General features: G+C 66.2%; 10 protein-coding genes and 1 pseudogene. 5 read left to right on the forward strand and 6 right to left on the reverse strand.

Translation table 11 applies throughout. The features are described from left to right. Positions 1 to 24: 24 nt before the first annotated feature. The 4 genes and pseudogenes from ACYQ1K_RS23195 to ACYQ1K_RS23210 all read right to left on the reverse strand — a co-directional run. Positions 25 to 2,358, reverse strand: a complete 2,334-nt coding sequence (locus ACYQ1K_RS23195) for a xanthine dehydrogenase family protein molybdopterin-binding subunit (RefSeq protein ID WP_459985714.1) — start codon at positions 2,356 to 2,358, stop codon at positions 25 to 27. Then, positions 2,355 to 3,185, reverse strand: coding sequence for an FAD binding domain-containing protein (locus ACYQ1K_RS23200; RefSeq protein ID WP_459985716.1), 831 nt, complete (start codon positions 3,183 to 3,185; stop codon positions 2,355 to 2,357). Before ACYQ1K_RS23200 ends, ACYQ1K_RS23195 begins: the two co-directional genes overlap by 4 nt. Continuing rightward, complete coding sequence (locus ACYQ1K_RS23205) at positions 3,185 to 3,487, reverse strand: (2Fe-2S)-binding protein (protein WP_459985761.1); 303 nt, start codon at positions 3,485 to 3,487, stop codon at positions 3,185 to 3,187. The genes ACYQ1K_RS23200 and ACYQ1K_RS23205 overlap by 1 nt, the downstream gene beginning before the upstream one ends. Before the next feature lie 93 nt (positions 3,488 to 3,580). After that, positions 3,581 to 3,718: pseudogene (locus tag ACYQ1K_RS23210) on the reverse strand (hypothetical protein); the annotation flags it as partial. 356 nt (positions 3,719 to 4,074) lie between these two features. Here ACYQ1K_RS23210 and ACYQ1K_RS23215 point away from each other — a divergent pair. The 3 genes from ACYQ1K_RS23215 (at position 4,075) to ACYQ1K_RS23225 (ending at position 7,166) form a co-directional block, all read left to right on the forward strand. After that, positions 4,075 to 4,902 (forward strand): TauD/TfdA dioxygenase family protein, encoded by an 828-nt coding sequence (locus ACYQ1K_RS23215; protein WP_459985717.1) that lies wholly within the window; start codon positions 4,075 to 4,077, stop codon positions 4,900 to 4,902. A gap of 237 nt (positions 4,903 to 5,139) precedes the next feature. Further along, a complete protein-coding gene (locus tag ACYQ1K_RS23220) occupies positions 5,140 to 5,742 on the forward strand; it encodes a glutathione peroxidase (protein ID WP_459985719.1) in 603 nt (200 codons plus the stop codon). Next, positions 5,742 to 7,166 (forward strand): MFS transporter, encoded by a 1,425-nt coding sequence (locus ACYQ1K_RS23225; protein ID WP_459985720.1) that lies wholly within the window; start codon positions 5,742 to 5,744, stop codon positions 7,164 to 7,166. The genes ACYQ1K_RS23220 and ACYQ1K_RS23225 overlap by 1 nt, the downstream gene beginning before the upstream one ends. 266 nt (positions 7,167 to 7,432) lie before the next feature. Here the strand turns inward: ACYQ1K_RS23225 and ACYQ1K_RS23230 are convergent, their stop codons facing one another. After that, positions 7,433 to 8,299 (reverse strand): MBL fold metallo-hydrolase, encoded by an 867-nt coding sequence (locus ACYQ1K_RS23230; protein WP_459985721.1) that lies wholly within the window; start codon positions 8,297 to 8,299, stop codon positions 7,433 to 7,435. Between the two features lie 82 nt (positions 8,300 to 8,381). Here ACYQ1K_RS23230 and ACYQ1K_RS23235 point away from each other — a divergent pair, with 82 nt between their 5' ends. Further along, on the forward strand, positions 8,382 to 8,990 hold the full coding sequence (locus ACYQ1K_RS23235; protein ID WP_459985722.1) for a TetR/AcrR family transcriptional regulator: 609 nt from the start codon (positions 8,382 to 8,384) through the stop codon (positions 8,988 to 8,990). A gap of 236 nt (positions 8,991 to 9,226) precedes the next feature. Here ACYQ1K_RS23235 and ACYQ1K_RS23240 read toward each other — a convergent pair whose 3' ends face one another. Then, the gene (locus ACYQ1K_RS23240; protein ID WP_459985723.1) at positions 9,227 to 10,123 is read right to left on the reverse strand and encodes an SDR family oxidoreductase; all 897 of its coding nucleotides are present in this window, start codon (positions 10,121 to 10,123) and stop codon (positions 9,227 to 9,229) included. A 136-nt stretch (positions 10,124 to 10,259) separates the two neighbouring features. Here ACYQ1K_RS23240 and ACYQ1K_RS23245 point away from each other — a divergent pair, with 136 nt between their 5' ends. Next, positions 10,260 to 11,207: a helix-turn-helix domain-containing protein gene (locus ACYQ1K_RS23245; RefSeq protein WP_459985724.1), complete on the forward strand. Its 948-nt coding sequence runs from the start codon at positions 10,260 to 10,262 to the stop codon at positions 11,205 to 11,207. Positions 11,208 to 11,342: the final 135 nt, after the last annotated feature.

The following is an 11,342-nucleotide window of genomic DNA, read 5'->3' on the forward strand; positions in this document are numbered from 1 at the left end:
AAGGTGCATCGTGTCGGAGCGTCGTCATTTGACGGTCTGAAGGGCTTCCCACACGCGCAGAGGGGTCAGAGGCAGGTCAAGGCCCCGGAGCCCGAGGTGGGCCAGCGCGTCAGTCACCGCGCTGTGTGTCGCGGCGAGGGAACCAGTGGTGCCGGCTTCACCCAGCCCCTTGGCACCCAGCGGGTTGCGAGTCGTGGGCGTCACGGTGTGCGCCGTGTCGTACGACGGGAGATCCGCTGCGCTGGGCATCCCGTAGTCGGCGAAGGTCACGGTCAGGGGGTTGCCTGCCTCGTCGAACGAGCTGGTCTCGAACAACGCCTGCCCGATCCCTGCCGCCAGCCCACCGTGAACCTGGCCCTCCGCCAGGAGTGGGTTGATCACGACGCCGCAGTCGTCGACCGCCACCACGCGCCGAACCGTCGCCAACCCCGTCTTTCGGTCGACCTCGACGACCACGACGTGGGCGCCGAAGGGTGCGGTGCCGCTTCCCTGGTTGAATCCTGGGTCCGCGAACAACCGCGGAGCCAGCTTCGGCGAGCGGACGCGGTCGTCACGGACGGCGACGGCCAACTGGCTCCAGCTCAAGACCTGCCCTGGCACCGCTCGCACTCCAAGGCCTTCACCCGGGACCACCTCGATGTCAGCGGTGGATGCCTCGAGGACCCCGGCGGCCACCGCACGTGCCTGCTCGAGAACCTCGTCGGCGGCGCGACGCACGGCGCTGCCTCCGACCTGCGCCGAACGGGATCCACCGGTCCCCGCACCTTGCCTGACCCGAACCGTGTCGCTCTGCACGAAGTTGATCGACTCGACTGGGACACCCAGTGTGCTGCTCACGATCTGCGCGTAGGTCGTCCAGTGCCCCTGGCCGTGTGCGGAGGTGCCCGCGACCACGGTGACCTGCCCGTCGTCGTCGACCTCCAGCGACGCATACTCCGCCTGGAAGTCAGGGAACGCTGCCGAGTTCTCCACATAGACGCTGACGCCGATGCCGAGGAGCAGGTCGTCGCCCTTCTCGTGTCGACTCCGCTGCTCCTGTCGGAGACTGTCGTAGTCCGCCAGTCGAAGGGCCTCATCGAGTGCCTTCGCATAGTTGCCCGAGTCGTACTCCTGCCCCGTCGCATTGACGTAGGGGAACTGTTCGGGCTTGATCAGGTTCCGTCTGCGAACCTCGACGGGGTCGAGGTCGAGGCGGGCGGCGAGGTGGTCCATGGCGCGCTCGATCCATTGGATGGCCTCCGGACGACCAGCTCCGCGGAAGGGACCGACTGGGGAGGTGTTGGTCACGACGCCGCGGATGTCGTACGTGACATGCGGGATGTCGTAGACACCGGTCGCCAGGGTGCGCGCCGTCATCGCCATGCCGATACCGGTGCCCGGGTAGGCACCGAGGTCGGAGGTCGCCAGCACTTGGAGGCTCTTCACGACACCATCGTCGGTTGCCTCGAGGACGACGTCGAAGACGTGGCCCCGGGCCTGCATCGTCAGCAGGTTCTCCGTGCGTGTCTGTGTCCAGGACACCGGCTCGCCGAGGTATCGGGCGATAGCCGCCACGAGTACGTAGTCGGGCTCGGCGGGGGTCTTGCCTCCGAACCCCCCTCCGACGGCGGGACTCACCACATGCAGGTCGTCAGGGTTCATGCCCAGGATCGACGCGGTCAGATCGCGGAACGCGTGCGGCATCTGAGTTGAGACGGTGAGCTTCAGCGCGCCACCGGCAGCAGGCTCCGCGAGACAGGCTAGGCCCTCCATGGGTGCCACCGCCATCCGCGGGTTCGTCGTTCGGCACTCGATCCGAACCGCACTCTCCACACGGGAGCCTGCCTCGTAGGGAATGGCCACGACGACGTTGGACCCGAGCTCGGGGAAGAGGAGCGGCGCGCCCTCTGCCAGCGCGGAGTCGATGTCCGCGACGGCAGGGAGGGGGTCGTAGTCGACGAGGACCAGCTCTGCCGCGTCCGTGGCCTGCATCAGCGTCTCGGCGACCACGACGGCGACGATGTCGCCGACGAACCGGACCTTCGACCCGGCCAACGGCCGACGATGGACGGCGTCGGGCAGCATCTGGCCGAAGTTCGGCATGAACACCGGGCTGACGTCGAGGTCGTCCGCCGTGAAGATCGCCACGACCCCCGGGGCCATCGCGGCCTCGTCTGTCTCGATGGAGACGATCTTGGCGTGCGCCAACGGAGACCGCACATACACCGCGTGCAGACATCCCGGGGGGCGGAGATCGGAGGTGAAGTGATCGGTACCCGTCAGCAGCGCCTGATCCTCCAGTCGGAGCTGGCGCGCGCCGACGCCGGAGGGGGCCTCAGGATTGGTCCCCCGATGATCCGTGGCCACATCGGTCGTCATCGCGCACCTTTCGCTTCCACGAGAGCTCTGTGCAGGAGGACTCTGGCAAGATCTCGGCGATACGCCGATGTGGCAGTGCCGTCAGTCGCCGGGGCTGTGTCAGCGTCTGCCAGTGCTGCGACCGCCTGGGGTGCGGCTCCGTCGCGCAACGCCTTCTCGGCGGCACGGGCGCGCACTGTCGTTTGCCCCATGTTGACCAGCCCGATCCCCGCGCCAGTCTCGAACACCTGGTGAGCCACACCGACGATCGCCCAGTCGAGCGACCGCCTGCGGAACTTCTGAAAGCTCCAGCCGCGCTGCCCTACCCACGGCACCCGCACCTCGACGAGAAGCTCGTCGGGCGCCAGGACCGTCTGGAGGAAGCCTCGGTAGAAGTCGTCGATCGAGATGCTGCGCCGACCGCTCGGGCCTTCGGCGACAAGTGTCGCTCCCAGCGCCATCAGAGCTGCTGGAAGGTCTGCGGCGGGGTCGCCGTGGGCAACCGAACCTCCGAGGGTTCCGCGATGACGAATCTGCGGGTCCCCGACCGAGGCCGCCGTGCGCTTCAGGAGCGGGACCCCGGCAGCGAGCAGATCGGAGTCTTCCAGATCGGCATGCCGCGCCAGCGCCCCGATCGCGATGTCGCCACCTTCGCGTCGGATGTAGTCCAGCCCCCGAATGGAGTCGAGGTCGATGACCACAGCCGGAGTGGACATCCGAAGCTTCATGATCGGCAGCAGGGAGTGCCCACCAGCCAGCGCCTTGGCCTCGTCGCCGAAGTCGACCAAGAACTTGATGGCCTCGGAGACGGACGAGGCCCGACGATAGACGAAGGCTGCGGGAGTCATCAGCCCTCCGATACTGGGATCAGGACCTCGTCGCCCGAGGCACCAGCGGGGTTAGCAGCAGACTGCGCCGCAGCAAGCACCGCCTTCACGATGTTGTTGTAGCCCGTGCATCGACAGAGATTGCCCTTCAGACCTGCACGCACCGATGCTTCGTCGCGCGCTCGGCCCTCCTCGATGAGGGAGATCGAGGCCATGACCATGCCTGGTGTGCAGAAGCCGCACTGCAGACCGTGATGCTGCCGGAACGCCTGTTGCACAGGGTGCAGACCGCCATCGGCGGCAATGCCCTCGATCGTCGTCACCTCGTGCCCATGGGCCTGCACGGCCAACACCGTGCATGACTTCACTGAGCGCCCATCCATGAGCACCGTGCACGCACCGCAGGAGCTCGTTTCACACCCGATGTGCGTCCCCGTCAGGCCGAGTCGGTCGCGAAGCACATGTACCAGAAGCTCCCGGGGCTCGACGTCGATTCGACGCCTCTGCCCGTTGACGCCCAGATCGACGAGGACGTGTTCCTGCTCGGGAGACATCCGACAACAACTCCTGCGTTCGATCGGGGCGGATAGACGCGAGCCCCTCGGTGGATGTGGCACGGCGTGGACCGGTCGACCCGGTCCGCTGGCGAGCAACAGTCTAAACCTTCATACTGTGCGCATGTAATGTCCCTCACAGTAGAGATCAATCGCGTGATCGTCAATGCGGGCGCATCGCGGCCGCCAGATCAGGGATCGGCGCCGTAGGCCGACGAGACGGGGTTGCATCTCAACGGTCGGAGATGCACAGTTATCCTGTAAGTATTGGTGATCGAGGCCACTCCATGTGGTTCGACGACCATCGGCCACCCTCGCCCGGAGGCTTCGACCGGCGAGGAAGAAAGGAAGACACCGTGAAGACTGTCCCGGTCACCGGCTACGTCGGGCTCGAGGTCCAGGACCTCGACCTCTCCAACCCCTTCACCGAGGAGGAGCTGGCCGACCTGCGCCAGGCCTTCGACGAAGGCGGCTTCTTGCTGCTGCGCGGCCAGAACCTCACCGACGAGGAGCACGACCGCTTTGTGAAGTCCCTCGGCCGGCTGCACACGTTCCGCTGGGGTACGCAGGTCGAATACCTCTCCAACGTCCTCCAGGACAACCCCAGCCTCGCCGGCGACCGCCGGCTGCTGTTTCACAACGACGGTGCCTACCGGGAGAAGATCGCCTGGGGCACGAGCCTCTACGCTCAGGACGTCTCGCCCACGTCTCCCCCGACGGCTTTCGCCAACAGCGTGCGCGCCTACGAGCAGCTCCCCCAGGCCGTCAAGGACAGGATCGAGAACCTGCACGGCTACAACATGTTCGACAAGAACTCCAAGGAGCCGGAGCAGATCCGGATGCGCCTGCGTGACTACCCCGAAGGCGCCGACACGTCCGGCATCGAGTCCTACACGCACCCCGTGGTGATCACCTATCCTCACAACGGCAAGAAGGCACTGTTCGTCAACGAGTTCAACACCTCGCACATCGTCGAGTACGGGCCTGACTCCGATGAGGGAGAGGAACTCCTGCAGACCCTCTTCGCCGCCCTCTACAACGACGACAACACCTACGAACACGCCTGGACCAACGGTGACCTTGTCCTGTTCAACAACCTGACGGTCCAGCACGCCCGCACGGGCCGTATCGACCACAACCCCCGCACCCTGCGACGCCTCGTCCTCGAAGACGTCAACTGGTGATTGCTCACTGAGTCACCTGGGGCGGGCTCCACCTCCGCCGGGTCGGAGCCTGCCTGGGCGGTCGACAGCCACTGCGCGCACGCTCCTGCCACGGCTCCATCCGGTGAACCGCCTGTCCGTCCCTTCTAACCGACGTGACGTGGAGCACCGCCAGGACGGTGTCGCATCACGTTGCTGTCCCGTGATGGCCCGACCATGTCGTTCAGCCCGCGTGGCGAGACAAGAGGAACCACAGCATTGACCAGCGTTCACGAGTTCGAGATCCAAGCGGCGGACGGCACCTTCGTGTCACTCGCCGACTACGCCGGCAGGTTCTTGCTGATCGTCAACACCGCCAGCAAGTGCGGACTGACTCCGCAGTTCGAGGGCTTGGAGGCGCTCTACCGCCGACGGCGCCGTGATGGACTCGAAGTCATCGGGATTCCGTGCAATCAGTTCCGCGGACAGGAGCCCGGCACGGACCAGGAGATCCAGGGGTTCTGTCGGACCGTCTACGACATCACGTTCCCGGTGTTCGCCCGGGCTCAGGTGAATGGGCCAGACTCCATCCCCCTCTACCAGTTCCTGCGCTCAACGGCGCCGGGAGATTTCGGCCCGCAGTACGGGGACTTCTACGACGCGGTTTCCCGGATCGTTCCGGACGCGCGACCGGGCGACGTGCGCTGGAACTTCACGAAGTTCCTGGTCGACCCCCAGGGCGCCGTCGTCAAGCGGTACGAGCCACCGGTGGTGCCCGCCGAGATCGAACGCGACCTCGAGCACTACCTCACGGCGCGGGGGCCAGGAGTCGAGGTCGTCACCGCGGACGGGGCTGCCATGTCGGGCGCGGACACGCTCTGATGGCGCGCGCGAGTGCCTCGCGCTACCGCGTCACGTTCATGGTGCTCGCGGTGGCCGTGAGCTCGTACTCGGTGCAGCAGTCCCTCTTCATCCCGGTGCTCCCCACGATCCAATCGGAGTTCCACACTGACCAAGCCAGTGTGACCTGGGTCGTGACGGCATATCTGGTCTCGGCGGCCGTCGCAACCCCCATCCTCGGACGACTCGGAGACCGGGCGGGCAAGCAGAGGATCCTCGTCTCCGGCCTGGCAGCGATGGCCTTGGGCTCGTTTCTGGCCGGGTTCGCGACCCACATCGGCGTGCTGATCGTGGCTCGCGTGATCCAAGGCGCCGGTGGAGCAGTGGTGCCGCTGACATTCGGCATCATCCGCGACGAGTTCCCTCCCGACAGGGTCGTCAGCCGGGTGTCGTTCGCCACGTCACTTTCGGCGATCGGCGCGGCGGCGGGCATCGTGCTCGGCGGCCCCATCGTCAGTCTGCTGGGCTTCCACTGGCTGTTCTGGTTGCCCGGGATCGTGTCATCCGCCGCGGCAGTCGCTGCCCGCCTGTTGGTGCCGGAGTCACCCGTGCGCCGACCGGGGCGCGTCAGCGCCCTACCGGCACTGCTGCTGTCGGGCTGGCTGATATGCCTACTGCTTGCGCTGAGCGAGGGCGGCGACCACGGATGGACGTCGGAAGGCATCGTCGGGATGCTCGCAGGCGCCGCGTTGCTCGCACTCGCCTGGGTCGTTGTCGAGCACCGCGCGGAGTCCCCGCTCATCGACATGGCGATGATGCGGATGCCCGCGGTGTGGAGCGTCAATCTCATCGCTCTCACCACGGGCTTCTGCATGTTCGCCACGAATGCGTTCGTACCCCAGCTCGTGCAAGCACCGCGGTCGACCGGCTACGGCTTCGGCGTGTCGATGACGGAGGCGGGACTGATGCAACTGCCGTACCCAGTCGGCATGTTCGCCGTCATCGTGGTGTCCGGGGCCCTGGTGCGCCGGTTCGGGGCGAAGGCGGTCATCATGGGCGGCTCGCTCGCCTCCGGATCCGGCGTGCTCCTGATCGCACTGCTGCATGCGGCGAAGTGGCAGATCTACCTCGGAAACACCTTGCTGGGTCTCGGGGTCGGCATCGTCTTCATCTGCCTGTCGACGTTGACCGTATTCTCTGTCCCGCCCGATCAGACCGGGGTCGCGAGCGGCATGATGACCAACATCCGTGTCATCGGTGGATCCATCGGCACCGCCGTCACGGCCAGCATCGTCACAGCGGCGGTCGCGCCGGGCCAGATCGCACCCGAGACAGGCTACGTCCATGCGTTTGCGACGCTGGGCGCCGGATTCATCCTGACCGCCGTCCTGACCCTTGCGATCCCGCGAACCCCATACGCGGGACACGTCGATGCCCCGGCTCCGGCGCCCTCGGAAGTGGCTTGATCTCTCGGTCGCTGGGTCGGATCCCACCCATCGCGTTCCTCGTGGCTCTGGCTTCCCAACGGGGGCGCGCTCGCGTCGATGCATGCGGCGGGAGTCGCATCAGTCGGATCGACGACTTCGCCCCGCTACCCCGTTCAGCTCGAGGACGGGGAACGTCCAGCCTGCATCCCCGACACGATCGGGTCCCGTAGCACGACCGCCGGGACTCAGAGCGCGGCACAAGTGCGAATTCGAGGAGGCTGCGCGAGAGTCCCCAGCAGGCGCCTTCAGCCCTGCGGCTCGTCGGTCATGGCGTCGACCCACGTGTCGTCTACGGCGATCCTGCGAAAGGACGGGCTGTTCAGATGCGCTGGAGCGATGACGACCCCTCCTGACTTGGCCTGTGCGAGCAGCTCGGCGCGTGCGTCCGTGGCGACCTGACGATCCACATCAGTCATGAAGTGGATGTCGCGGTCTACGAGCTGTCCCGGATGCTCGATGAGATCCCCGGTGAACCACAGTTTCTCTCCCCTCGATTCCAGTGACACGACGACGTGACCGGGTGTGTGACCGGGCACAGGCATGATCGCGACCCCGGCCGGAAGGTCGGAGGCATCGAGCTCGCCGTAGGTGCGAAGTACGCCGGCCGCCTGGGCCTCCTCGAGGAGGGAACGGGCCGGATCGTTCGCATCGACGCCGCTGACGAGCTCCGCCCAGTCATCGGCGCCGTAGTAGGCGATCGCGTTGGCGAAGAACGGTTGCCCATCCTTCATGAGCCATCCGACGTGGTCGAGATGCAGGTGCGTCACAAGCACGAGGTCGATCTCGTCAGGACTGACACCGACCTCGGCGAGCGCCGCCGGTAACGCCCCGGATCGGATCAGGAGCGCCGGCGGGTTGCTGAGGCCGTCGCCCGCGGCCAGCTCAGCAGGGAATGGCATCGACAGCTCGCCCCCACCTGCGTCGACCAAGAACGTGCCCGACGGTCCCTGAACGAGGTGAGCACCGATCCGGATAGGGAACGTGCCGGTCTCGTCCAGCAGGCCGGGGTAGTTCGCGAAGTCGGCGCCTGGATAGGCGGACGGCGGAAGGTGCGCCTCGCCGTCGCGCAGGACAGTCACGGTGAATTCACCAACGGTGAGCTGCTCGGTCATGGATCCCTCTCAAGTCGGTGACTAACTTTCTGTCAGCCTATGACAGAAAGGCATTGCCTGTCACCTGATGCTATGGTGAGGCATGCAGGAACCGCCCAAATCGAGACCAGGCGTTCGAGCACGTATGCGGCAGGCCATCAGGAGTGAGCTCGCTGACGCCGCGCTGCGCTCCTTCCTCGACGTCGGGTTCGAAGCCACAACCGTGAGTGCGATCGCCGCAAGCGTCGGCGTCTCAGAACGCACGTTCTTCCGCTACTTCCCGGCCAAGGAAGATGCCGTTCTGGAACCCATCGAGGCGTTCGGCGCGAGCATCGCCGAGACGCTGCGTGGCCGACCGGCCAGCGAGTCCGCTCTCGACGCCTTGCGGGCAGCGTTCGACTCCGTCGCCGACGCGATCACAAGCAAGCCGGACACCATGGCGGTCGTCATGCGACTCAATCAGGCAGACCCGGCGCTGCGGATCAGACACTTGCGGCAGCAAGAGCAGTGGATCAGCGTCCTGATGGTCGCGGAAGAGCATCGGGTGGGGCCGACCGCATTCGATGCTTCGGTCACCAGACTCCGCTGCGCAGCGATGATGATCGCGTTGGAGAAGGCGCTGGTGAGCTGTCTCGCGCATGACGACTTCACTCGCGTCGGCGCGGAGCTGGACATGGCGCTCGAGCAGCTTCGATCTTTCCTTGCCCATTGATCGCCTGGCTCTGAGCGTCGACCTTTGCCTGGTGTGAGGGGACCAGTTCTCGCCGCCGGGATGACTTCGGCGACTGTTCTCTCCGTCGGGTCGGACCGCTGTGGCAATTGATCGTCGGGTCGGACCGCTGTGGCAATTGATCGTCACGTCCGCTGCGAGGCAACCGAGGCGCCACGAAGGTCGTGCGGGCGAGCACTCGTCCATCTGCCCGTCACGATCGCGGCGAAGCCAGCCGATCACTGCGACGCTCGGCCATCGGTCCAGTCGGTCTCAGACGCCGTGTCGGCCTGTGCCTCCACGTCAGCGAGGCGGATGTTGAGCGCGGCTGTGAGGAAGCGGTGTGCGTCGCTGCCGAGCACCACACGCAGCGGCGCGGGCTCGGTCTCGGCGGCGGCGATGATCTGCGTCGCCATCTTCGCCGGGTCGCCGAGCGAAGGGCGGCTGCGGTCCTTGGCGCCGCGAACCATCGCTGCCGGAGTTGCGTCGTAATCGGTGAGCGGCTCAGCGAGCTTGAGGCTGTCGAAGCGGAACTCCGTGCGTGCGCCTCCCGGCTCCACGATCGTGATGCCGATGTTGAATGGGGCGACGTCGAGGGCAGTGGACTCCATGAAGCCCTCGATGCCCCACTTGCTGGCGTGGTATAGCGAAGCGCCCGGGTTGACGGCCTGCCCGCCATAGGTCGACATCTGGATGATGCGGCCGCCGCCTTGGGCTCGCAGGTGGGGAAGGGCCGCACGGACGACCTGGATGGAGCCGATCAGGTTGGTGTTGATGATGTCGGCGATCTGCTGGTCCGTCACCTCCTCAGCCGCACCGAACAGCCCGAAGCCCGCGTTGTTGACGACGACGTCGACGCGGCCCAGGGCGGCGACTGCCTCGTCAACGACCTGTCGGACCTGCGCAGTGTCCGTGACGTCGAGCAGCCCGACCCACAGCCGGTCACCGTACTGCCGGATGAGGTCATCGACCGACCCTGCCTTTCGAACCGTGCCGGCGACACGATGACCCCTGGCAAGAAGCTGCTCGGTCAGCTGCCGGCCGAAGCCGCTGTTGATGCCGGTGATGAACCACGTCCGCGTGGCGGCGTTCGACGCGAGGTTGCTGCCGGAGTTGTCGCTGGGGATGATGCTCACTTTGAGTCCTTTCTTGGTCACTTCGACCAGGGAACAGCAACAGCCTGGCTCGGCCAGCGCCTGCGAGGCAGAGCCCCGGTTCTACTGGTAGTCGGAGGGACAGGCACTCGCTGCTGCCGGCGGCTAACGTGGTCACGTGAGTCGATCTGCCGCCGACAATCCACTGGGCGACTTCTTGCGAGCGCGTCGTGAGCTGGTCCAGCCTGCCGATGTCGGTCTTCGCACGACAGGACGACGCCGCGTCGCCGGCTTGCGACGTGAAGAGGTCGCGATGCTTGCCGGTATCAGCCAGGAATACTACCTACGACTCGAGCAGGGGCGCGACCGCCGCCCCTCCGTGCAGGTCCTGGAAGCACTCGGCACTGTATTGCAACTAGACGCCGAGGGGACGCGGTACATGGCCGAGCTCGTGCTGGATCGACCACGTCAGCGCCCTGTGAAGGCGTGCGAGCGCGTACCGGTTGGCGTTTACATGCTGTTGGCAACGGTGAACATGCCAGCTTTCGTAGTCAACCGCTACCGCGACGTCGTCGCTTCGAACGATCTTGCCCTGATGCTCTCTCCGCACTTCGCGGCCGGAACGAACCGCCTGCTGGCGCTGTTCACCGATCCGGACGCACGCCACTATCACCCGGACTGGGAGCAGAACACCGCGAGCGTCGTGGCCCAGCTGCGGGCCGATGTCGGGAGCGAAATCGACGACCCGCGGTTCCAGTCCTTGGTCGGCGAGCTGTCGTTGAAGAGCGAGCGTTTCCGGCAACTGTGGGCTCGCCACGACGTGCGCCTCGGCGGCAGCAGTTCAGGCACGATGCACTGCCCACTCGTCGGCGAGCTGGAACTGCACCGGGAGAAGCTCTCAATTCAGGGTGCCGACGGGCTCACCTTGGTGATCTATCACGCTGCCCCCGGTTCGGTGTCTGAAAGGCGGCTCACCGAACTGGGCAACCTCAAGGCCGAAGGTAGCTCCGCTGCTCCGCGGCAACGCCCGAGCGACGACGCCACGGCCGCCTCGTTCGCTGGCGGGCAAGACAGCAATCAGCGCCCCTCAAGCGGCTACAGCACTCCGCCCGATTGGAACATCTGACCCGCTCTGCCGAGACCAAGTCCGCCGCAACGCTTCGCCGGAGGCGTCATGGGGAGGGGGTGACTGCGCTGCCGGAACGCGATCCAACATGGTGGCCGCCGAGGTGCAATCGAGGCGGTGTGCGGCATCGGCCTG

It is taken from the genome of Nocardioides sp. AN3 (assembly GCF_054653495.1).

Excerpts from the sequence above, each read along its gene's own strand:
- ACYQ1K_RS23230 (WP_459985721.1), bottom strand. The coding sequence starts at position 8,299 with ATGACCGAGCAGCTCACCGTTGGTGAATTCACCGTGACTGTCCTGCGC.
- ACYQ1K_RS23200 (WP_459985716.1), bottom strand. The coding sequence starts at position 3,185 with ATGACTCCCGCAGCCTTCGTCTATCGTCGGGCCTCGTCCGTCTCCGAG.
- ACYQ1K_RS23225 (WP_459985720.1), top strand. The coding sequence starts at position 5,742 with ATGGCGCGCGCGAGTGCCTCGCGCTACCGCGTCACGTTCATGGTGCTC.
- ACYQ1K_RS23235 (WP_459985722.1), top strand. The coding sequence starts at position 8,382 with ATGCAGGAACCGCCCAAATCGAGACCAGGCGTTCGAGCACGTATGCGG.
- ACYQ1K_RS23195 (WP_459985714.1), bottom strand. The coding sequence starts at position 2,358 with ATGACGACCGATGTGGCCACGGATCATCGGGGGACCAATCCTGAGGCC.